The 22,879-nt window shown below is 63.5% G+C and carries 19 protein-coding genes; 5 read left to right on the top strand and 14 right to left on the bottom strand.

The window, feature by feature from the left end:
* Nucleotides 1-7 precede the first annotated feature (7 nt).
* The 4 genes from prpC to HXS66_RS05825 form a co-directional block, all read right to left on the bottom strand.
* Nucleotides 8-1,165 carry a 2-methylcitrate synthase gene (gene prpC / locus HXS66_RS05840; protein ID WP_077379315.1) on the bottom strand — a complete coding sequence of 386 codons (1,158 nt, stop codon included), beginning with the start codon at nucleotides 1,163-1,165 and terminating at the stop codon, nucleotides 8-10.
* Between the two features lie 182 nt (nucleotides 1,166-1,347).
* Nucleotides 1,348-2,259, bottom strand: a complete 912-nt coding sequence (gene prpB / locus HXS66_RS05835) for a methylisocitrate lyase (RefSeq protein ID WP_176503059.1) — start codon at nucleotides 2,257-2,259, stop codon at nucleotides 1,348-1,350.
* A 73-nt stretch (nucleotides 2,260-2,332) separates the two neighbouring features.
* Entirely contained in the window at nucleotides 2,333-3,112 is a 780-nt protein-coding gene (locus HXS66_RS05830; RefSeq protein WP_077379311.1) for a GntR family transcriptional regulator, read from the bottom strand.
* Nucleotides 3,113-3,482: 370 nt separating this feature from the next.
* A complete protein-coding gene (locus HXS66_RS05825) occupies nucleotides 3,483-4,355 on the bottom strand; it encodes an alpha/beta fold hydrolase (protein ID WP_176503058.1) in 873 nt (290 codons plus the stop codon).
* Between the two features lie 242 nt (nucleotides 4,356-4,597).
* Between HXS66_RS05825 and pabB the strand changes: the two genes are divergently transcribed.
* Both pabB and HXS66_RS05815 read left to right on the top strand, forming a co-directional pair.
* A complete protein-coding gene (gene pabB, locus HXS66_RS05820) occupies nucleotides 4,598-6,049 on the top strand; it encodes an aminodeoxychorismate synthase component I (protein ID WP_176503057.1) in 1,452 nt (483 codons plus the stop codon).
* Between the two features lie 215 nt (nucleotides 6,050-6,264).
* Complete coding sequence (locus tag HXS66_RS05815; RefSeq protein ID WP_077379306.1) at nucleotides 6,265-6,891, top strand: phosphoadenosine phosphosulfate reductase family protein; 627 nt, start codon at nucleotides 6,265-6,267, stop codon at nucleotides 6,889-6,891.
* A gap of 82 nt (nucleotides 6,892-6,973) precedes the next feature.
* Here the strand turns inward: HXS66_RS05815 and cysB are convergent, their stop codons facing one another.
* On the bottom strand, nucleotides 6,974-7,945 hold the full coding sequence (cysB, locus tag HXS66_RS05810; protein ID WP_077379304.1) for an HTH-type transcriptional regulator CysB: 972 nt from the start codon (nucleotides 7,943-7,945) through the stop codon (nucleotides 6,974-6,976).
* 176 nt (nucleotides 7,946-8,121) lie between these two features.
* On the opposite strand from cysB, the gene HXS66_RS05805 reads away from it, so the two are divergent.
* Both HXS66_RS05805 and trxA read left to right on the top strand, forming a co-directional pair.
* A complete protein-coding gene (locus HXS66_RS05805; protein WP_077379302.1) occupies nucleotides 8,122-8,898 on the top strand; it encodes a sulfite exporter TauE/SafE family protein in 777 nt (258 codons plus the stop codon).
* A gap of 251 nt (nucleotides 8,899-9,149) precedes the next feature.
* Nucleotides 9,150-9,473: a thioredoxin gene (gene trxA, locus HXS66_RS05800; protein ID WP_043333971.1), complete on the top strand. Its 324-nt coding sequence runs from the start codon at nucleotides 9,150-9,152 to the stop codon at nucleotides 9,471-9,473.
* A 159-nt stretch (nucleotides 9,474-9,632) separates the two neighbouring features.
* Here trxA and HXS66_RS05795 read toward each other — a convergent pair whose 3' ends face one another.
* The 5 genes from HXS66_RS05795 to HXS66_RS05775 all read right to left on the bottom strand — a co-directional run bounded on the left by HXS66_RS05795 (nucleotide 9,633) and on the right by HXS66_RS05775 (nucleotide 16,842).
* Nucleotides 9,633-10,865, bottom strand: a complete 1,233-nt coding sequence (locus HXS66_RS05795) for an AI-2E family transporter (RefSeq protein ID WP_254696415.1) — start codon at nucleotides 10,863-10,865, stop codon at nucleotides 9,633-9,635.
* 376 nt (nucleotides 10,866-11,241) lie between these two features.
* Nucleotides 11,242-13,053, bottom strand: a complete 1,812-nt coding sequence (locus HXS66_RS05790; RefSeq protein WP_176503056.1) for an acyl-CoA dehydrogenase C-terminal domain-containing protein — start codon at nucleotides 13,051-13,053, stop codon at nucleotides 11,242-11,244.
* A gap of 323 nt (nucleotides 13,054-13,376) precedes the next feature.
* Entirely contained in the window at nucleotides 13,377-14,141 is a 765-nt protein-coding gene (locus HXS66_RS05785) for an SDR family NAD(P)-dependent oxidoreductase (RefSeq protein ID WP_176503055.1), read from the bottom strand.
* 100 nt (nucleotides 14,142-14,241) lie between these two features.
* A complete protein-coding gene (locus HXS66_RS05780; RefSeq protein WP_176503054.1) occupies nucleotides 14,242-15,900 on the bottom strand; it encodes an AMP-binding protein in 1,659 nt (552 codons plus the stop codon).
* 339 nt (nucleotides 15,901-16,239) lie between these two features.
* A complete protein-coding gene (locus tag HXS66_RS05775; RefSeq protein ID WP_176503053.1) occupies nucleotides 16,240-16,842 on the bottom strand; it encodes a TetR/AcrR family transcriptional regulator in 603 nt (200 codons plus the stop codon).
* Nucleotides 16,843-16,959: 117 nt separating this feature from the next.
* On the opposite strand from HXS66_RS05775, the gene HXS66_RS05770 reads away from it, so the two are divergent.
* A complete protein-coding gene (locus HXS66_RS05770) occupies nucleotides 16,960-18,180 on the top strand; it encodes an acetyl-CoA C-acyltransferase (protein ID WP_176503052.1) in 1,221 nt (406 codons plus the stop codon).
* Nucleotides 18,181-18,303: 123 nt separating this feature from the next.
* On the opposite strand, the gene pstB is transcribed toward HXS66_RS05770, so the two are convergent.
* The 4 genes from pstB to HXS66_RS05750 all read right to left on the bottom strand — a co-directional run bounded on the left by pstB (nucleotide 18,304) and on the right by HXS66_RS05750 (nucleotide 22,804).
* Nucleotides 18,304-19,107, bottom strand: a complete 804-nt coding sequence (pstB, locus tag HXS66_RS05765; RefSeq protein WP_077379425.1) for a phosphate ABC transporter ATP-binding protein PstB — start codon at nucleotides 19,105-19,107, stop codon at nucleotides 18,304-18,306.
* A 113-nt stretch (nucleotides 19,108-19,220) separates the two neighbouring features.
* Nucleotides 19,221-20,387, bottom strand: coding sequence for a phosphate ABC transporter permease PstA (gene pstA, locus HXS66_RS05760; protein WP_077379289.1), 1,167 nt, complete (start codon nucleotides 20,385-20,387; stop codon nucleotides 19,221-19,223).
* A gap of 14 nt (nucleotides 20,388-20,401) precedes the next feature.
* Entirely contained in the window at nucleotides 20,402-21,658 is a 1,257-nt protein-coding gene (pstC, locus tag HXS66_RS05755) for a phosphate ABC transporter permease subunit PstC (RefSeq protein WP_077379287.1), read from the bottom strand.
* 129 nt (nucleotides 21,659-21,787) lie between these two features.
* On the bottom strand, nucleotides 21,788-22,804 hold the full coding sequence (locus HXS66_RS05750) for a substrate-binding domain-containing protein (protein WP_176493611.1): 1,017 nt from the start codon (nucleotides 22,802-22,804) through the stop codon (nucleotides 21,788-21,790).
* Nucleotides 22,805-22,879: the final 75 nt, after the last annotated feature.

Below are 22,879 nucleotides of genomic sequence, written 5' to 3'. Positions count from 1 at the left end.
GAAAGGGTCAGTCGCGCTGCTCGATGGGCAGCCAGTCGCAGTGCTCCGGGCCGGTGTAATCGGCGCTCGGGCGGATGATGCGATTGTTGGCGCGTTGCTCGAAGACATGCGCCGCCCAGCCGGTCAGGCGTGAACAGACGAAGATCGGCGTGAACAACTTGGTGGGAATGCCCATGAAGTGATAGGCGCTGGCGTGGAAGAAGTCGGCGTTGCAGAACAGCTTCTTCTCGCGCCACATCACGGCTTCGACGCGCTCGGAGACGGCGTAGAGCTGCGTATCGCCCACATCGTCCGCCAGCTTGCGAGACCACTCCTTGATGATGGCATTGCGCGGGTCACGCTCACGGTAGATGGCGTGGCCGAAGCCCATGATCTTCTCGCGGCGTTCCAGCATGCCGAGAATCTCGCGCTCGGCCTCCTCCGGTGAGCGCCAGTGCTCGATCATCGCCATCGCCGCCTCGTTGGCACCGCCATGCAGCGGTCCGCGCAGCGAGCCGATGGCTGCCGTCACGCAGGAGTGCAGGTCAGACAGCGTCGAGGCGCAGACACGTGCGGTGAAGGTCGAGGCATTGAATTCGTGTTCGGCATAGAGGATCAGCGAGGTATTCATCACCGCAGCATGCAACTCGCTGGGGGCTTCGCCATGCAATAGGTGCAGGAAGTGCGCGCCGATGGAGTCGTCATCGGTCTCGGTGTCGATGCGCACGCCATCATGACTGAAGCGATACCAGTAATTGATGATCGACGGGAACACGGCCAGCATGCGGTCGGCCTGATCGGACTGCTCCTCGAAGCTCTCTTCGGTCTCCAGATTGCCGAGCATCGAACACCCGGTACGCATCACGTCCATCGGGTGAGCGCTGGCCGGAATCTGCTCAAGCACCGCCTTCAAGGCGTCCGGCAGACCCCGCAACCCCTTGAGGCGCGCAATGTAGGCATCCAGCTCCGCCTGATTGGGCAACTTGCCCTTGAGAAGCAGATAGGCAACTTCCTCGAAGGCTGCGTGACTGGCGAGGTCTTCCAGGTCGTAACCGCGATAGCGCAGACCGGAACCGGACTTGCCGACGGTGCACAGCGCCGTCTCACCGGCACTCTGGCCGCGTAGACCACTGGGGGCGCTGGTGCTCGAAGTAGCGGTGGTCGGGTTGGCGATGGTATCTGACATGGCGTGATCTCCTTGGCAGTGACGTCATTGAGTTGTTCTTTTTCTTGTAGGGCATAAAGCGTCAAGCCCCTCGCCGGCCAGGCGTCTGCCAGCGAGGGAGAAACGGTCGGGCCGAGAGTGCCGGCCCGTGAAGCCGATGACCTCCAGAGGCAAGACATGGCGTCCGTCTCGAGCGTCTGGCATCAATCCTTGCGGCTTTCGGCCTCGAACAGGGTGTCCAGCTTCTGCTCGAAGGTGTGGTAATCGAGGAAGTCGTAGAGCTCCATGCGGGTCTGCATGTCGTCGACGACATCCTTCTGATCACCCTTGTCGTGGATGTTCTGGTAGACCTTGAGGGCGGCGGCGTTCATGGCGCGGAAGGCAGACAGCGGATAGAGCACCATCCGGCAGCCGACATCGCCCAGCTCGCGCTGGTTGAACAGCGGCGTGGCGCCGAATTCGGTGATGTTGGCCAGGATCGGCGCGTCGACGCCCTCACAGAAGGCACGGTAGTCCTCGAGGGTATGCACCGCCTCGGCGAAGATGGCGTCGGCACCGGCTTCGACACAGGCGTTGGCACGTGCGACGGCGGCTTCGAGCCCTTCCTTCTGGAAGGCATCGGTGCGCGCGATCAGATAGAAGCTGTCATCACGACGCGCATCGGCAGCGGCCTTGATGCGATCGACCATCTCCTGGCTGGAGACGATCGCCTTGTTGGGGCGGTGTCCACAACGCTTCTGGGCGACCTGGTCCTCCAGGTGCACGGCAGCCACGCCGGCACGCTCCATCTCCTGAATGGTGCGCGCGATGTTGAAGGCGCCACCCCAGCCGGTATCGATGTCCACCAGCAGCGGAAGCTCGCTGGCGGCGGTGATGCGACGCGCATCTTCCAGCACGTCATTCATGCTGGTCATGCCCAGATCCGGCAGACCGTAGGAGGCATTGGCCACGCCACCACCGGACAGGTAGGTCGCCTGATGCCCGACGCGCTCGGCCATGATGGCGGTGTAGGCATTGATGGTGCCGACGATGGGCAGCGGACGATTGGCCTCCAGCGCCGCGCGGAAGCGGGCACCGGGGCTTGGCAGGGCGGTGGAACTCAGATGGCGTGACATGACATCTCCCGGGCTGGGCCCATGACGGGGTTGGAATTGTTCGGTCGGTTCAAGTCGTGAGCGGTGCGTCAGCTCACTCTTCGCCCTGCTCCTGCTTGAGCGTGGCGGCATAGCGGCGGGCGACGTTCTCCCGCGAGGCGCTGACATGGCGGCGCATCAGCAACTCCGCCAGTTCCTCATCGCCGGACTCGATGGCATCGACGATGCGATGATGCTCGACGAAGGCCTTCTGCGGGCGTGATCCACTGGCGCTGAACTGGGTGCGGTACATGCGCACCAGGTAATAGAGGTCATCACAGAGAATCGTCATCAGCATGTGGTTGTGGCTGCCGAGCACGATCTGATAGTGGAAATCGAGGTCGCCTTCCTTCTGGAAGTAGGCGGTACCGGTCTTGAGGTCCGACTGCTGTTCGTGGGTCTTGAGCACGCTGCGCAGCCGCGCGACCTCTTCCGGTGTCATGTGGCGTGCGGCCAGACGGGCGGCCATGCTTTCCAGTGCCTCACGCACATCGAACAGCTCCAGCAGCTCGGTCATCGAGAGCTTGACCACCCGCGCGCCGACGTGGGGCACGCGCTCGATCAGACGATGGACCTCGAGGCGGCGCATGGCCTCGCGCAGCGGTCCACGCGAGATCCCGTAGGCCTGAGCCAGGCCGGGCTCGGTGATCTTGCTGCCCGGTGCCAGCTCGCCGCGCACGATGGCGTCCTGCAATTGATGGAAGACACGCTCGGCCAGGGTGCGCACCTCGGGGGTCGCTGCCGTCGCGGAAGCGGTGTGACCTGCCTGCTCGGCAGTCGCGCCGCGCGCAAGGCTTCGAGCGGTGGTGGCATTGTGAAAGGCATCGGTGGTCATGGCGGTCAGGCAATCCGGCTGGCAAGGGACAGAGGCAAGGCAATGGCGGCGAGGGACTTTCAGCACCATTGTCGACAATCATTCACTGAATGCCAGACTAGCCAGCGCGCCTGTGTGGGTCAAGATGCAATCCGCCAAATCCTCTACACCTTTGGCGTTAGACACGGCTCCCCTGCTGAACAAACTGCTGTCAGAACAAGGCTGAACTGCCCTGAACCTCGCCATGCAAGCCAACCCGCCAGCACCGTCGGGCGGCACGGCAAGGCACGATGAACGGCACGAAAAACGCCCCGCCAGCGCAAGCTGACGGGGCGTTCGACTCTCGGGGACTCGCCCTTTCATCGGCAGGCTTGTCGACAATCCTTCAGATTTAGCCGAAGCTGAGCTCCGCGCCGATACGGCGGGGTTTCTGGAAGGGCAGCGAATGATCGGTGCCGGGGATTTCCAGCGATTGCCAGCCCGGATGACGTTCGGCCAGCAGCGCATGATAGTCACGCAGGGTCGTGGGGCTCTTGCCACCGACCATGCTGCGTACCTCGCCGCCTGCCGCCAGCACGTCAGCCAGCAGAGCCTCGCGGTCAATCTCGCGCACGGCATGCGTGACACAGTCCAGGGCATTGGCGAAGCCCAGATGACGATGCGCCAGGCGCGCCACCATCATGCGCTCGGCACGCGGGTTGCGCGTGCGATGCGGGGAAATGAGGTCGAGGAACGCGGTGATCCCCGCCTCGGGGCTTGCCGCCTCGCGCATCGCATGCGCAGCCTCGGCGTAGCCATCGCGCACCTGGATCATGGTGGCGTGGCATTCGCGCTCCAGCAGCGCCGGTTCCAGCAGGCTGATGTCGCCGACCTTCACCTCCGGGCGCTCGGCGCGCAGACGTTGGACGAGACGCATGGCGACCAGCCCGCCAAAGCTGTAGCCGATCAGGTCGAAATGCGTGATGCGCTGCGTCTCGATCAAGGCCATCACATCCTCGACCACCTGCTCGAGGGTGAAGGGAGGTTCACCGCCATCGGGTGACACCGTCTGCCCCATGCCGCGCAGGTCAGGAATGATCAGCTCGTCATGGGCCGTGAGATGCCCGACCAGCGGCGCCCAGGTCAGCGTGCCGGCCACCCCGGCGCCGTGCAGCATCAGCAAGCGACGCCCACCATTTGATTCACGACGCGTCAGACGCTGCCAGAAGAGGGTCTGGTCAGGACGTGACAGCAGATGTTGGCCATGTTCGTACTCGGGATGCATGCAGGGCTCCGGTAGGGTGCCAGGGGCTGGGCAAGCGACTGGGCAAGAGGACTGGGCGAACGTCAGCACACGCGTCGGGGCAGTCGTCGATGACGGCGCAGGGCGTTCAGAGGCAGGCACCTTAATCAGCGCACGGGAGAACGGCAAGCCAACAAGGACAGCCCCTCATCGGAATCCGCACGCATGGGCGGACAAAACGCGTCTGGATGCCTAGAATGCCCTGTCCGCCAACGGAAGCTGTCATGACCATCTCGCTCGAAATCACTGCCCTGCCCTACGCCCTCGCCGCCGAGGACGAGGCCTCCACACTGTCGCGCTTCGCACGCCTGCGTGCGCGACCCGACGCCGTGCTGCTCGACAGCGGCCAGCCTTCACTGGCCGGCGGTCGCTTCGACATCATCAGCAGCGACCCGCTGGCCGTGCTGGAGCAAGGCGCGCATGGCGGCAAGCTCACCGGCCCACTGCCGGAGTCGATGCGTGACCTGAGCCAGTTCAGTGAAGCATTGGAGCGCCTCGCCCGCCTGCCGGTGATCGAGGCCCAGCGCCAGCTGTTGACCCTGCTGCCGCAGACGCTGGCAGGCGAAGAGCTCGCCCAGCATGACCTGAGCGCCGAGGACCTGCCGTTCATCGCCGGCCTGCTGGGCTACTGGAGCTATGACTTCGGGCGCGCACTCGAGACGTTGCCCGCCACGGCCGAGGACGACATCGCCCTGCCCTGGTCACGCCTCGGTCTCTACGACTGGGCATTGATCAGTGATCATCAGCGTCAGCAGAGCTGGCTGATCGCCTCGCCCCAACGGCGCAGGCAGGTGCTTGAGTGGCTGGAGCAACCGGCGCCGAGCCGCGCCGACTTCGCCCTCGACACCCCCTTCGCGCCGCTGCTGGATCGCGCGGGCTACGGCGAACGCTTCCGCCAGGTGATGGAGTATCTGCACGCTGGTGACTGCTACCAGATCAACCTGACCCAGCGCTTCTCCGCCGACTGCAGTGGCGACAGCTGGGATGCCTACCTGCGCCTGCGTCAGGCCACGCCGACGCCCTATGCGGGTTATCTGAGCTGGCAGGACGCCAAGGGCGAGGAGATGGCCATCGTCTCCGTCTCGCCGGAGCGCTTCGTCGAGGTCAATCACCGCGCGGTCGAGACCAAGCCGATCAAGGGCACCCGCGCACGTGGCGCGACACCGGAAGAGGACGCCCGACTGGCCGCCGAGCTGCTGGCCAGTCCCAAGGACCGCGCCGAGAACGTGATGATCGTCGACCTGCTGCGCAATGATCTGGGGCGTGTCTCCGCGCCCGGCAGCGTCAAGGTGCCATCGCTGTGCGCGTTGGAGAGCTACGCCAACGTGCACCATTCCGTCAGCACCATCACCAGCACGTTGGAGGAAGGGCGCGATGCGCTGGATCTGCTCGGCGCCGCCTTCCCCGGTGGCTCCATCACCGGCGCGCCCAAGATACGCGCCATGCAGATCATCGAGGAGCTGGAGCCGGTTCGCCGCAGCGCCTATTGCGGCAGCCTCGGCTACCTGGACATCCGCGGGCACATGGATACCTCCATCGCGATCCGCACGGCGGTGATCGCCGAGGGCCAGGTGCATCTGTGGGGCGGCGGCGGTCTGGTCGCCGACTCCGAGGAAGAAGCCGAATACCGCGAGAGCCTGGCCAAGATCCAGCGGCTGATGGAAGCGCTCGGCTGACAGGCGGCGTTATAAGCCGTCATGAGCGCCATAACTCGATGGCATATAACGATCGAACGAATTCGTATTGGGGAAGCAGTGCCCGCCTTTGATAGGGTAGGCGCATTCCTGCACGTCTCCTTGAGCGCTACCCGCCTCTGCTGATGGCCTTTCCTGGCCATTGATCAGCCCTGCGCCCCGCTCCATCGGACGTGCCCTCGTTCTGGAGACTCCTCATGTCCGATACCTTCGATCTCGCCCGCATCAATGCCGAATTCGGCAACGACCCCGAAGCCCTGACTCGCTGGGCTCTGTCGCTGGACAAGCACGCCATCTGCACCACCAACTTCCGCCCCTTCGAGGCGGTGATCCTGCACATGGTGACGCGCTTCCGTCCTGACATCCCCATCGTGTGGATGGACAACGGCTACAACACCGATGCCACCTATCGTTTCGCCGATGAGGTGACGCGCAAGCTGAATCTGAATCGCATCATCTATCTGCCGCAGCGTACCCGCGCGCACCGTGAAGCCGTCGATGGCCTCACGCCGCATATCGATGACCCGCGCCACGAGGCCTTCACCCGTGAAGTGAAGCTCGAGCCCTTCGAGCGTGCCCTGCGTGAGCTGAACCCCGAGATGTGGTTCACCGCCGTGCGCGCCAGTGACACCGCCTTCCGTGCCGGCATGCAGCCGGTCTCGCTGAACGGCGATGGCCTGATCAAGGTCGCACCGGTGCTCCACTGGTCCTCCAAGCAGATGCACGAGTATCTGGTCGCCCACGACCTGCCCAACGAGTTCGACTACGTCGACCCGACCAAGGCGGAAGACAACCGTGAGTGTGGCCTGCACCTGGCGCACTGATACTGTCGGCCACACGCAAAACGCCCGCCTCTCAGGAGGCGGGCGTTTTCATTTGCGCAATGACAGATCAGGTGAGCGGCACTCAGCGCACCGGCAGCTCGATATCGTGGAAGATCTCGTGCTCATGACGCGGGCCGGCGGCCAGTGCCGCCTCGACACGATCGCGAGTCAGATGCGGCGCGAAGCGTTCGACGAATTCGAACATGTAGCTGCGCATGAAGGTGCCGCGACGAATGCCGATCTTGGTCGTCGAGCTGTCGAAGAGATGCGTCGCATCCAGCGCCACCAGGTCCTCGTCCGCCACCTCGTCCACCGCCATGTGCGCGACGATGCCGATGCCCATGCCCAGGCGCACATAGGTCTTGATGACATCGGCATCCGAGGCGGTCAGCACGACATTGGGCGCCAGGCCATGTGACTTGAAGGCATCATCCAGCTGACTGCGCCCGGTGAAGCCATAGGTGTAGGTGACCAGCGCATAGCTGGCCAGTGTCTCGAGGGTCAGCTCCTCGCCATTGGCCAGCGGGTGATCCTTCGGCACCAGCACGCAGCGATTCCAGCGGTAGCACGGCAGCAGGATGAGGTCGTTGAACAGCTCCAGCGACTCGGTGCAGATGGCGAAATCGGCCTGCCCCTCACTGACCATGTTGGCGATCTGCTTCGGGGTGCCCTGCTGCATGTGCAACGCGACATCCGGGTACTTGCGCGTGAAATCGGCGATCACCGGCGGCAGGGCATAGCGTGCCTGGGTGTGGGTGGTGGCGATCGCCAGACTGCCACGGCGATCATCGCTGTGTTCCTGCGCGACATGCTTGATGTTCTCCACCGTACGCAGCACCTGGCTTGCCAGCTCGACGATCGACTCACCCGCCGGCGTCACGCGCGTCAGATGCTTGCCACTGCGCGCGAAGATCTCGACGCCCAGCTCATCCTCCAGCAGACGAATCTGCTTGGAGATCCCCGGCTGTGAGGTATAGAGGCTCTGAGCGGTCGCTGACACGTTCAGATTGTGTCGGGTCACTTCCCAGATGTAACGCAACTGCTGGAGTTTCATGCGACTTCACTCTCCTGAGAAGCCCCGTCGACGCGGGAGAGCGCGACAGTGGCCCGGACATGGCCGTTCACCCTGCTAAGATGATCGGGCGATAAAATCATGAACAATGATTCCTTTCGGGAATATACAGTCAAGAGTAGATTGACGGCAGTAACCTGACAAGGGGTAGACAAGGGATGGATGTCACACAGCTGCTGCTATACGTACTGGCAGGCGCCGGAGTGGGCTTTGCGGTCGGTGTCACCGGCGTGGGCGGTGGCTCACTGATGACACCGCTGCTATTGATGTTCGGCTTTCCGCCGCATGTCGCGGTCGGTACCGATCTGCTTTACGCCGCCATCACCAAGGCCGGCGGTGCCTTCGCGCACCATCGCCAGGGGCATGTGGACTGGACCATCACCCGTCGCCTGGCCCTAGGCTCCATCCCCGCCGCGCTGGTGACCATCGGCGTGCTGCATGCCTTCTTCACGGACCCCACCGCCTACGCAGGCCTGATCAAGGGCATGCTGGGCGTGATGTTGATCCTCACCGCCGGCGTGCTGCTGTTCAAGAAACGCCTGTTGGGCCTGATCAGTCCGGAAAGCTTCATCGTGCGGCATGCGGCACCGCTGACCGTGCTGTCGGGCATCGTGCTGGGCGTATGCGTCACCCTGTCCTCCGTCGGCGCCGGCGCCTTCGGGGCGGCCGTGTTGATCATGCTGTTTCCGCTTCTGAGCACCGCACGCATCGTCGGCACCGATATCGCGCACGCCGTGCCACTGACACTGGTCGCAGGACTGGGGCATCTATGGCTGGGCAATGTCGATTTCCTGCTGCTCGGCGCATTGCTGGTCGGCTCCCTGCCTGCCATCAGCCTTGGCGCACGCCTGACGCGCCACATGCCCGGCAGCCTGTTGCAGGGGCTGCTCACCACCCTGCTGCTGGGGCTTGGCATCCGCTACGCCTTCTTCTGACCCCGCCCTTCCTCTGCTGCTGCACGCGTAATCCAGACCAATGTCGCAGCAGGCAATCGTGATTGCCTGCTGCGTGGCTATTCCCTCCAACCAATAAAACAGCTATAAAAATACCAACGATCATAACCCCGTGCTATTGAGTCGATGGACAATGCCCATTTGTCAGTGATGGAAAGTGGCGCTACCATCGGACGCAGCCTGCATGTCCGGCAATGCCGCAGACAGCGAAACGAATCCCCTGGAGAAACAAGATGTCCAATCACGTCGATGTCACCGGCGCCAACTTCGAACAGGAAGTTCTCAACGCTGAAGCCCCGGTACTGCTGAAGTTCTGGGCGCCCTGGTGTGGCCCGTGCAAGATGATGGCGCCGGTCGTCGAGGAAGTCGCCAACGAGAAGGGCGAAGGCCTGAAGATCGTCAACGTCAATGTCGATGACGCACCGGAAATCGCCGCCGAGCAAGGCGTGCGTGGCGTGCCGACCGTGATCCTGTTCAAGTCCGGCGCCAAGGTCGCCTCGCTGGTCGGTGCCCAGTCCAAGGGACAACTGAGCCAGTTCATCGAGCAGAACCTCTAAACCGGTCCGCTCGAAGGTGGCTGCCCCGGCAGTCACCAGGCACGAGATGAACACCAGAAGGCCCCGTCACGCTCAACGTGACGGGGCCTTCTGCATTCCCTTCTGCATTCAGGGGGGCGCGGGCTCATCGAGCCCGCGAAGACACGCCTTGCCGACGCGCTATTCCTCCGCCATGCGTCGGCGACGTCGAATGCGTCTGGCGGAGGGTCCCAGCAGGCGTGCCGCCCAGCGCGTGCCCGGGTGCGAGTCGAAGGCGATCTTGAGCGTCATGGTGATCGGCACCGACAACAGCATCCCCACCGGGCCGAACACCCAGCCCCACACCACCAGTGACAGGAAGGCGGCCAGTGTCGACAGCCCCAGCGTCCGCCCCATCACGCGCGGCTCGATCATGTTGCCGAGAATGAAATTGATCGCCAGGTAGCAGCCGCCCAGCATCAACGCCTTGACCGCCCCACCCTCCGGCATCACCAGCGTCAGCAATACTGCCGGCACCGCGGCCAGCGCCGACCCGATATTGGGAATGTAGTTGAGGCAGAAGGCCAGCGTGGCCCACAGGAAGGCGAACTCCACATCCAGTGCCAGACAGCTGATGCCGACCAGCGCACCGGTCACCAGACTGATCAACGTCTTGACCGCCAGATAACGTCGCAGCGTCAACGAGAACAGCGTAAAGCGGCGCAGGCTGACATGCGGGCTGCGCAGGGTGGTGATCAGCTTGTCACGCAGCGACAGGGCTTCGTACAACAGGAAGGTGGCCGTCAGCACGATGATGACACTGGAAGACAGCAGACCGCCCAGCCCGGTAAGCAGGTTGGGCACCCATTGCGTCAGCGATGCCGGATCCACCAGCTCACTGAAGCGCGCCGGCGCGATGGAGACGCCGTGGCCTGCCAGCCATTCCAGCATGCTCTGATACTGCTCCCGCAGACTTTCCTCCAGCTTGGGCATCTCATCGCTGAACAGGGTGAAGCGTGAGACCAGCAAGGCCGCCAGCGAGGAAAACAGGATGCAGACCGTCAGGATGACGATGGGCACCCCGAAACGCTGGCCGATGCCGTGTCGGGCCAGCCAGCGCACCGGCGCATCGCAGACCGCCGCGACAAACACCGCCATCAGCAGGGGGACCACCAGGTCTGCCGCCATCTTGAGGCCACCGATGATCACCACCAGCGCGGCCATGCCGACCAGCAGCGGATGGATCTCCAGTGCCTTGCGGACCTTGGGAACATGGCGAGAACGCCCGGAAAGCTCCAGCGCTTCCTGCTGACGCTCGTCTCGCGGCACCTGCATGCGTGCCACGGCCTCCTCGGCGGAAGTGCCCTCGCTGACACCGCTAGGCTCACCCACCATCATGTCATGCGCGTCGTCGCCGCCCTCACTGCTCGGCACTTCGGGCCTCGATGAGGCCTGCTCAGAGCGGGAGGACCGCCCTGACTCCTGCGCGGCCTCTTCAGGGGTATCGTTAGCCTGCATCCTGCGCCACCTATCCTGTCAGTTACTGCAAATTGAGTCCCGCATGTCATCTCCCGCGCACTGGGCGGGACAGGCTGTCACTGCGACTATCTTGGGCGTCTGACCGTCACAAGCCAAGCGCGGGACACAAAGAGAAGAGAATGTTCTGCAGACCGGCGCGACCCCGTGCAGGAATGACCCGCCACAAAAAAGGGGAGACCGAAGTCTCCCCGAGAAATCCGAGTCAGAGCGCACTGACTGGAGGCACATGATTGCCTGACAAACAGACCGAATTCAGCGTGTGGACGTGAGATCAGATCTCGAACCCGCTGCCGAAGCCCTCCACCGCAGGTGCCATCAGCGTCTCGCCGCCGGCACGAATCATCGCGGCATGCCCCTGGGTACGCGGCAGGATGCGCTGGAAGTAGAAGCGTGCGGTATCCAGCTTGGCCTGGTAGAAGGTCGCGTCTCCCGTGCCAGATGCCAGCGCTGCCCTGGCGGTCTCACCGGCACGCGCCCACAGGTAGCCCAGCGTGACGTAACCGGCATACATCAGATAATCGACACTGGCAGCACCGACCGCCTCGCGGTCCTGCATCGCCCCCATGCCCACCGCCATGGTCAGCTCACCCCATTCGCGGTTGAGCTCCGCAAGTGGCGAGGAAAATTCGCTGCCTTCGCTGGCCTGACAGAACTTGTGGATCTCCTTGGTGAAGACCTTGAGCGACTCGCCCTGGCTCATCAGGATCTTGCGTCCCAGCAGGTCCAGCGCCTGGATACCGGTGGTGCCTTCATAGAGCAGCGTGATGCGCGCATCGCGCACGAACTGCTCCATGCCCCACTCCTGGATGAAGCCGTGGCCACCGAACACCTGCACCCCATGGTTGGTCGCCTCGAAGCCGGTCTCGGTCAGGAAGGCCTTGACGATGGGCGTCAGCAGGCCCAACAGCGTGTCGGCACGAGTCTTCTCTTCGCTGTCCGACGCATTCTCGACAAGATCATTGAGCTGGGCGGCGTACATCACCAGCATGCGTCCGCCCTCGGCGATGGCCTTCTGGGTCAGCAGCATGCGCCGTACGTCCGGGTGCACGATGATCGGGTCGGCTGCCTTCTCCGGCGCCTTGGCCCCCGAGAGAGCTCGCATCTGCAGACGGTCCCGCGCATAGCTCAGCGCATTCTGGAAGCTGGCCTCGGCCAGCGCCACGCCCTGGATGCCCACGCCAAGCCGCGCGGCATTCATCATGGTGAACATGCAGGCCAGCCCCTTGTGCGGCGGGCCGACCAAGAAACCTGTGGCGGAGTCGAAGTTCATCACGCAGGTCGCGTTGCCGTGAATGCCCATCTTGTGCTCGATGGAGCCACAGCTGACACCGTTGCGCTCTCCGGCCTCGCCACTGGCATCCGGCAGGAACTTCGGCACCACGAACAGCGAGATGCCGCGTGAGCCTTCCGGCGCGTCCGGCAACTTGGCCAGCACCAGATGCACGATGTTCTCCGAGAGATCGTGTTCGCCGGCGGAGATGAAGATCTTGGTACCGCTGATGGCGTACCCCTTGCTGCCATCGGCGTCATCCAGTGGCACGGCGCGGGTCTTGATCAGCCCCAGATCCGTGCCACAGTGCGGTTCGGTCAGGCACATGGTGCCGGTCCAGCGGCCTTCGACCAGCTTGGTCAGATAGGTCTGCTTGAGCACCTCGCTGCCATGATGCTCAAGGGCGTTCATCGCGCCATGTGACAACCCCGGATACATGCCCCACGAGAGGTTGGCGGAGGCGACCATTTCCGAGAGCACCATCGCCAGAGACGGCGGCAGGCCCTGGCCACCGTGCTCCGGTGAGGCTGCCAGACTCGGCCAACCGCCCTCGACATACTGCTGATAGGCGGCCTTGAAGCCACGCGGCGCCTTCACCTCTCCCCCCTCGAAGGTACAGCCCTCGAGATCGCCCGACTGGTTGAGCGGCGTCAGCACCTCGTTGGCAAAGCGTGCCCCTTCCTCGAGAATCGCGCTGACGATGTCATCACTGGCATCTTCGCCACCCGGCAGGCGGGCGTAATGCGCGGGGTAGTCGAGCAGCTCATTCATCACGAAGCGAATATCGCGCAAGGGCGCCTGATAGTCCGGCATGCTGTACTCCTTGTGCCGTCGCGACGCGGCGGCGATGACCTGACACAGCCACTTCCGAGCATCTTCAAGCGGGAAATGGTGGCTATGCACATGAATGGGGGCGTGGCAGCGGGATCCTTTCGCGGGATCGACCCGACCACTATCAAACATTCGTTTGAAATTAGCGCCACCCCGATCGTCAGTCAAGCGATCGTTTGATCGTGGCCGTGAGACATTGGTGGCACGCGGACACAAAAAAGCCCGACCACTCATGTGGTCGAGCAATATCTCCCCCAGAGATTCCTTGCTTTCAGGTCGTCGTGCGTGATCGCGAGACGGCAGGCTCAGGCCATGCGGATGCTGCCGTCGAGACGGATCACTTCCCCATTGAGCATGCCGTTGGTGATGATGTGTTCGGCCAGGCGAGCGAATTCATCGGGCCGCCCCAGGCGCTTGGGAAACGGAACGGCCTCGCACAGCGCCTCGCGAGCAGGCTCCGGAATGCCTGCCATCATCGGTGTCTCGAACACGCCAGGGGCAATCGCCATCACACGAATGCCGTGACGCGCCAGTTCGCGTGCCATCGGCAGGGTCATGCCTGCCACCCCGGCCTTGGAAGCACTGTAGGCACATTGCCCTATCTGGCCATCGAAGGCCGCGACCGAAGCGGTGTTGAGAATGATGCCGCGCTCTCCGTCTTCCCCCCCGGCCACATTGCGCGCCATGCGGGCCGCCGCGAGACGCGCCACGTTGAAGGTACCGCTCAGATTGATGGCCAGGGTCTTCTCGAACCCTTCCAGCGGCGCCGGTGCCCCCTCGCGATCCACCAGCTTGGCGACGCTCACCACGCCCGCGCAGTGGATCACGCCATGAAGGGCTCCGAAGCTCTGCTCGGCGACATCCAGCGCCGCGCTCACGCTCTCGGAATCGGTGATATCGCAATGGCAGAAGCGTGCCGACGCACCGAGTGCCGCGGCATGCTCGCGTGCGGCCTCGGAGATGTCAGCCAGTACGACGCGTCCACCGGCGGCCACCAGACGGTCCGCTGTGGCAGCCCCCAGGCCGGAGGCGGCACCCGTGATCAGGAAGCAGTGCTCGGCAATCTTCATGCATGACTCTCCAGATGGCACCCGGCGCATCCGCTGCCGGGTCGTTCAATGACGATCATCCTGCGGCAGCCCGCAAGGGGCGAAGCGGCAGCCGCGGGTCTCACTCCTCGCGAGCTTCGGCGCGCAGCAGGAATCGCTGGATCTTGCCCGAGGGTGTCTTGGGCAGGCTGTCCACGAAGCTGATCTCGCGGGGATAGCTGTGGCCTGATAGCCGCTGGCGCACTTCGCTGCGTATTGCCTCGGCGAGGGCTTCATCCCCGACATGTCCGTCGCGCAGCACCACGTAGGCCTTGATGATCTCGCCGCGCAGGTCATCCGGCTTGCCGACCGCCGCGGACTCCGCGACGGCGGGATGGGCAAGGATGGCGTTCTCGACATCCGCTGGGCCGACCCGATAACCCGAGGTGGTGATGATGTCGTCGTCACGGCCGGCGAAGGTGAAGCGACCATCAGGCTCCGCGACGACCACATCCCCGGTCAGGTAATAGCCTTCGACACAGGGCTGTTTCTCCTGCCAGGTATAGCCGGAGAAGAAATAGGCAGGGGAATTGGCGATATCCACCGCCAGCACGCCCGGTTCACCGGGCGCAAGCTCCCGATATTCGGCGTCCAGCACGGCCAGGCGATAGCCGGGCAAGGGGAAGCCGACGCTGCCGATGACCACCTCATGCGCCAGAGCATGATGATTGCAGCAGACCATGCCGACTTCGGTCTGACCGTAGTGATCCATCACCGTGCAGCCAAGCTCACGGGCGACCCAGCCCACCACCTCGGTATTGAGCGGCTCGCCGGCCGAGCTCGCCACGCGCAGCGTCAGGCGCTCGAAGGCCCCCTCCCCGAGCCCGGAGGCCTTGAGCATTCGATAGGCCGTGGGCGCCGCCGCGAAGTTGTCGATGGCGTGGCGCTGCAGGAAGTCCAGCCCGCCCTGCGCGCTGAAGGGAGCTTGCATGAAGTAGGTGGTGGCACCCAGCAACAGAGGTGCCGTGATCCCGTAGTAAAGCCCGTAGGCCCAACCGGGGTCGGCCATGTTCCAGAAGCGCTCGCCGGGTCGCAGATCCACTGCCAGCCGCTGATAGAGCCAGAAGGCCGGCAGCGCATTGAGTGCCACCGCCACCCCCTTGGGCTTGCCGACCGTGCCGGAGGTGAACATCTGCAGGAAGGGCGCATCACTCGGCAATTGTACGGGCGGTTGCGCCAGGGGCTCGCTTTGCATCAGGGCCTGCCAGTCCAGATCCCCCTCATCCAGTGCCTCCCCCTCCCCGCGCACGCAGATGATCGGTGGATGGCTCGCAAGCGCCCTGAACTTGGCACGCTGACCGGACTCGGTGATCACGACACTGGTCTCGGCGCGTGACAGACGGTAGGCGAGCGCATCCGTTCCGAAGGCCGTGAACAGCGGCTGATAGATGGCGCCCAATCGCCAGGTGGCGGCCAGCGCGATCAGAAGCTCAGGCGTACGCGACAGCATGCAGGCCACGCGCTCGCCGGGTCCGACGCCCTGCGCAGCCAGCGCCGTGGCCATCCGAGCACTCTCGAGATCCAGTTCGGCGTAGCTGAGCGTGCGTACCTTGCCATGCTCATCCTCGTGGACCAGAGCGATGCGCTCGCCCTGCCCGGCGCGCAGGTGCCGACCGATGCAGGCGTCAAAGGCATTGCCCATGTGCCCTTGCCCGGATGACGTCAGGAGTTCATCGCGCAACGCGTCGATGTCGAAATGTTCCAGATACTCGCTCAGCGTCTGGCTGGCAGCGGGTTGCATGGCGGATGAATTCGCAGGTTCGTCAGATGTAGCGGCAGATGTAGCGACATATGCAGCAGAGGCGGCGCGTGACGTGCGGTTTGTTGTTGTATCGCTTGGCGTCATGGCGTGACTGGCTCCTGAGTGGCGCTCCGGGGCGGATCGAGATGGCTGGGCGTCAGTCATCTACAGTTAACGTAAACGTCAAGTTAGCGACAAGCCTGTCGTGCGGCAAGCATTGTGGCGCTCGACTGGCCGAAAGTTGCAGACGCCGTGTAACGGACGCCGTGTAGCAGACGCCGGGTAACGGACGCCGTGTAACGGACGCTGTGTAGCAGACGCCGTATAACGGACGCTCGCTCAGGGAAGACGACACAGGCTGTCGACCAGCGCCTCGGCCAGCTCATCCGGGGAACGCTCACCCTCGGGACGGTACCAGCGTACGCTCCAGTTGAGCGCCCCCAGCATGAACTGGCGCAGAAGCAGAGCGTCTCCCCTGAGTAGTCCCGCGGCGACGGCCACCTCGATGGCGTCGCGCCACAGGGCTTCATACTCGTCACGCAGATGCACGAGATGCTCCCGCGAGGCTTGCTCGAGGCGACGCCATTCGTAGAGCGCCACGACATGCGCATTGCGGTCCGTCAGCAGGGTTTCCAGATGCGCCCGCGCCAATGCCAGCAAGCGCTCTCGCGCCTGCTGATGCCGTGATGCGGGGGCTGAGCCGGCTTCCAGCCGCGCGAGATGCTCACGCGCGATGGCCAGTGCGCTGAACATGCCCTCCTCGATCACCGCGCACAGGATTTCCTGCTTGTCAGCGAAGTGATGGAACAGGCTGCCGGACTTGATGCCCATTTCCTGGGCCAACATGCGAACGGTGGTGCGATCGAAGCCCTCCTCCACGAACAGACGGGCGGCGATGCGTACCAGCTCCTTGCGACGGGGTGAGGCGGTGGCTACATTCATCGTATAACTAGCGCTTGCTTGGTTTATGGGATTGAATGGATCAAAGCACAGCCACGCAGTGATCACAACGCCGAACGCCACAGGTGATCTTCCAATAACAAGACACTGGAGACCGTCATGACGACCGCTTCCCGCACCACGCCAAGCCCCACCACCGCCGCTGACGACATCGTGATCCTGTCCGGGGCGCGCACGCCGATGGGCGGGTTGCAGGGCTCGCTTTCCAGCCTCAGCGCACCGCAGCTCGCCGCCGTGGCCATCAAGGCCGCCATCGAACGCTCAGGCCTGACACCCGCCGATATCGATGAGGGCATCTTCGGCTGCGTACTGCCGGCAGGCGTCAAGCAAGGCCCGGCACGTCAGGCCATGCGCCAGGCCGGAGTCCCGGACAACATCGGCGCGACCACCATCAACAAGCTGTGCGGTTCCGGCATGAAAGCTACCATGCTCGCGCACGACCTGATCCGTGCCGGCACCAACCGCATCATGCTGGCGGGTGGCATGGAATCGATGTCCAATGCCCCGCACCTGCTCACCCAGGCACGCGGCGGCTATCGCCTCGGACATGGAGAACTGAAGGACCACATGTTCTTCGATGGCCTGGAAGACGCCGAGACCGGCAAGCTGATGGGCGTGTTCGCCCAGGAAGTGGCCGATGCGCGTGGCTACGATCGTCAGCGCATGGATGACTTCGCCATCGAATCACTCAAGCGCGCCATGGCCGCCACCGAGGCCGGCGACATCGCCCCGGAAATCGCGCCGGTGACGGTCAAGAGTCGCAAGGGCGAGAGTCTCGTCGAGCAGGATGAACAACCCTTCCAGGCCAACCTCGACAAGATTCCCACGCTGCGTCCGGTATTTGCCAAGGACGGCACCATCACTGCCGCCAATGCCAGCTCCATCTCTGACGGTGCCTCGGCCCTGGTGCTGACCCGACGTGATGAAGCCGAGCATCGTGGCCTGGCCGTCAAGGCCCGCATCGTCGGTCACAGCACCCACTCCCAGCACCCCAGCGAATTCACGCTGGCCCCCATCGGGGCCATCGATTCGCTGATGAAGCGACTGGAGTGGACCACCGAGGATGTCGATCTGTTCGAGATCAACGAGGCCTTCGCCGTGGTGACACTGCTGGCGATGGATGCCCACGACATCCCGCACGACAAGGTCAATGTCTTCGGGGGAGCCTGCGCCCAGGGTCACCCGGTGGGCTCCACCGGATCACGCATCATCGTCACCCTGATCAATGCGCTGGAACGGCGCGGCAAGAAGCGCGGCATCGCGGCACTGTGCATCGGCGGCGGTGAGGCCACCGCGATCGCCGTCGAGCTGGAAGGCTGAGCCGGGAACGGGGGCTGAGACAACTTCGCGTTCCAGCACGTCTGACACGGCAGAAGGCCCGGATCCATGATCCGGGCCTTCTGCCATCTTCGGGAACCATTCGCGCCGAGATGGCGCCAGTCCTCAGCCGTAGCGACCGGTGATGTAGTCCTCGGCCTTCTTGGTGTGCGGATTGGAGAACATCGTCTTGGTGTCGTTGTACTCAATCAGCTCGCCCATGTGGAAGAAGGCGGTGTAATCGGCGACACGCGCCGCCTGCTGCATGTTGTGGGTCACGGTCACGATGGAGAACTGGGTCTTCAGCTTGTCCATCAGGTCTTCGATGGTCGCGGTGGAAATCGGGTCCAGCGCCGAGGTCGGCTCATCCATCAGGATGACGTCCGGCTTGACCGCGATCGCACGCGCGATGCACAGGCGCTGCTGCTGACCACCGGACAGCGAGGTGCCCGGCTGATCCAGAATGTCCTTCACCTCTTCCCACAGGCCGGCATCACGCAGCGCGCTCTCGACCAGATCATCCTTGTCGGCACGACGGCTGACCAGGTCGTGCATGGTCGGCGCATAGGCGATGTTGTCATAGATGGACTTGGGGAACGGGTTCGGCTTCTGGAACACCATGCCGACACGGCGACGCAGTGCCACTTCATCCATGTTGCGGGCATTGACGTCACGCCCGTCCATCTCGACCAGACCCTCGATGCGCACGCTGCGGATCAGGTCATTCATGCGATTCAGGCAGCGCAGGAAGGTCGACTTGCCGCACCCGGACGGCCCGATCAACGCGGTGACATTCTTCTGGAAGATGTCGATGTTGATGTTCTTCAGCGCCTGCTTCTCGCCGTACCACAGGTTGAGGTCTTCCACACGGATGGCCAGCTCATGATTGGCCTCTTCGTTGGTCACGATCGGTGTGCCGGGGCGTGCCATGGCGACAGGCTTGGCGGGGGTGGCGACGGTGCTGTTCATGTCTCGTATTCCTTGTTCAGTCGTGGGTCTGGTCATGTCGTGCGTCCCGCCTCGGCGGGACGTGATCCACCGACCTACCAGCGACGCTCGAATTTCTTGCGCAGCATGACGGCTGCGGCGTTGAGGAAGATCAGCACTGACAGCAGCACCAGGATGCCCGCCGCAGTCCGCTCGACGTAGGCCTGTTCCGGCTCACCTGCCCAGGTGAAGATCTGGGCCGGCAGCACGGTGGCCGCCTGGGTGATGGAGGTCGGTGCATCCGGAATGAAGGCCACCATGCCGACGATGATCAAGGGAGCGGTTTCCCCCATCGCCTGCGCCAGACCGATGATGGAACCCGTCAGGATACCCGGCAATGACAGCGGCAGAACGTGATCCCGCACGACCTGCCAGCGCGAGCAACCAACGCCGAAGGCTGCCTGACGAATGGTGTCGGGTACGCTGCGCAGCGCGGAGCGGGTGGTGATGATGATCACCGGCAGCGTCATCAGCCCCAGCGTCAGACCACCGACCAGCGGGGACGAGCGCGGCATGCCGAAGAAGTTGATGAAGATCGCCAGGCCCAGCAGACCGAACAGGATCGACGGCACCGCCGCCAGATTGTTGATGTTGATCTCGATCGCCTGGGTGAGGCGATTGTCCGGCGCGAACTCCTCCAGGTAGACCGCGGTCAGCACGCCGACCGGGAAGGCGAAGGCCAGAGTGACCAGCAACGTCAGGATCGTGCCCATCGCCGCCGACCAGATACCGGCATATTCCGGCATCTTGGAATCACCGGTGGTGAAGAAGTTGATGTTGAACTTGAGCTCGGCCGTGCCGTTCTCGACCATGCGATCCAGTACGGCGATCTGCTTGGGCTTGAGATGCGCCTTGTGGCCCTTGAGGTACTGATCCACCCGGTCGTCCGCGATCACCCAGGTCTCGAGGGTCTGGCCCAGCAGCTCCGGGTTGGCCTTCATCTCGCGTGGCAGCTGACGCAGCCAGCCGCGGCTGACCAGCTCACGCACATCCTCTTCCACCGCCGCGAGCGGAATCTCGCGTGACTGCTCGCTGTAGGTGACCGGCACCTTGAGCTCCGCCTGCTGGAAGGCCGGATAGCCGCGCATCAGCATGTCGCCGATGAACACCACCAGGAAGGTTGCCGCCAGGGCCAGCGCCGCCATGGACATGTACTTCAGGCGCTGAGTGCGGCGATGACGGCCCTTGAGCTGGGCCGAGATATCGTCGAAGGAATGGCTCATGTCTTGTCTCGGCCTCACAGATTGTTGGCGCTGTACTTCTCACGGAAGCGGCGGATGAGAACCACCGAGACCATGTTCAGCAGCAAGGTGACGACGAACAGCACCAGACCCAGCGCGAAGGCGGACAATGTCTCGGCACTCGCGAATTCCTGGTCTCCCGTCAGCGCGGCAACGATACGCACCGTCACGGTGGTCATGTCTTCCAGCGGATTGGCGGTCAGATTCGGACGCATGCCCGCCGCCATCACCACGATCATCGTCTCGCCCAGCGCACGCGACATGGCCAGCAGTGACGCCGAGATGATTCCCGGCAGCGCGGCCGGCAGGATGACATTGCGGATGGTCTCGCCCTGGGTCATGCCCAGCGCCAGAGACCCCTGACGCATGGTGTCCGGCACGGAGGTGATGACGTCATCCGACAGTGAGGAGATGAAGGGGATGATCATGATGCCCATGACCAGTCCCGGCGCCAGAGCATTGTTGTAGGACGCCTCGATACCCAGCGGCGAGAAGATGTCGACGATCAGCGGTGCCACGGTGATGGCGGCGAAGAAGCCATAGACGACGGTCGGGATGCCGGCGAGCACTTCCAGCACCGGCTTGGCCACGGTACGCACGCGCTCCGGGGCGAATTCCGACATGTAGACCGCTGCCAGCAGGCCGATGGGAATGGCCACCAGCATGGCGATCAGGGTGATCATGAAGGTACCGGCGAACAGCGGAACCGCCCCGAAGTTGGCGGTGCTCTCGACGCCCTCGCCACGGCCGGCTGCCAGCTGGAAGCTGTTGCCCGGGTCCCAGGTGGTGCCGGTGATGAAGGTCCAGAAGCTTTCCATCTGGAAGAAGCGGATGGCTTCGAAGATGATGGAAGCCAGAATGCCGAACGTCGTGACGATGGAGATCATCGCCGCCCCGATCAGCACATAACGAATCAATGTCTCGATCGCATTGCGCGCGTGAAAATCAGGCTTCACCAGCGCCAGACCGATGAGCATGCCGACACCTGCGACGACGAGGCTGGCAGCCAGCAGCTCGGCGCCCTCGATGGATACCCCGGCCGTGGCGATCGCCAGTACGGCGGCCAGTCCGACCAGCAGTGCCGGGCCGGCACAGGAGATGGCGGTGAACCAACCGTATTGATCCGGCTGGGCGTACATTTCTGCCCCGCTGGCACGCACCTTCTGCGCCTTGCCTCGGCCGACGAAGAAGGCAATCAGGCCAGACAGCGCCACGATGCCAATGAAGAAGAGAAAGATCTGCTGAGTCTGCATCTTTCGAGTCCCGGAGTCGCGTTATCCGCAAAGTGAAGGCAACTTGCCTGTCCGATATCCCTGCGGACCGTCATGCAAACGGGCCGGCTGCCAATGGCAACCGGCCGCGTCGTGGGTCAGCTGCGTCAGTTACTTCTTGAGGTCAGCCAGGGTCAGCTTGGTGCGGTTCTTCACCTGCTCACGCAGGGCTTCACGCTCCTCCTTGGGCAAGGGAATCAGGCCGATGCCCTTCAGGTAGCCCAGCTCACCGATCATCTTCTCGCTCATGAACAGGTCGTTGTAGGCCTGCTGCGCCGGCACGTCATCCTTGTGCTGGTTCTTCACGTAGTAGAACAGCGAGCGGGACACCGGGTACTCACCGGAGGAGATGGCATCGGCTTCCGGCAGGACGCCATCGATGGAGGCACCGACGACCTTGTCGGCGTTCTCTTCCAGGAAGGAGTAGCCGAAGATACCGAAGGCATCGGTGTTCTCGACCAGTTTCTGGATGATCAGGTTGTCGTTCTCACCCGCCGCGATGTAGTGGCCGTCCTGACGGATGTTGGTGTAACCCTCACCGCCGTAGCCTTCCATCTCTTCGGTGGAGACTTCCATCACCAGCTCTTCGAAGGCATCACGCGTACCGGACGTGGAAGGCGGACCATAGACGGTGATCTTGCGATCCGGCAGGGAGGAATCGATCTCGGACCACTTGGTGTAGGGGTTGTCGACCAGCTTGCCATCGACCGGCACCTGAGCGGCGACCGCCAGGGTGATCTGCTCACGCGTCAGGTTGATGTCGCCATCACCGACCGCCTGAGCGAAGGCGATGCCATCGAAGCCGATCATCGCTTCGGTGATGTCGGTCACGCCATTCTCTTCACAGCGCTCGAACTCGGACGTCTTCATGCGGCGGGAAGCGTTGGTGATGTCCGGCGTGCTGTCCCCGACCCCTTCACAGAACAGCTTCATGCCGCCACCGGAACCGGTGGACTCGATGACCGGCGTCGGGAAGTCGCTGGTGGCACCCAGCTCTTCCGCCACATAGCTGGAGAACGGATAGACCGTGGAAGAGCCGACGATGCGCAGCTGTTCACGGGCTTCTGCTGCACCGACGGATGCGGCGAGAACAGCGACTGCGAGACCTGACTTGAGGAACGCCTTCATGCCTGAAACTCCTTGCGAAAAGAATGAGCCTTGAGGTTGGCTTCTTGTCTACGAGGAGCACTTTGCCAAGCATTC

This window comes from Cobetia sp. 5-11-6-3 (genome assembly GCF_013374055.1).
Taxonomy (GTDB): Bacteria; Pseudomonadota; Gammaproteobacteria; order Pseudomonadales; family Halomonadaceae; genus Cobetia; species Cobetia marina.
This window is presented reverse-complemented; position numbering and strand designations above follow the sequence as displayed.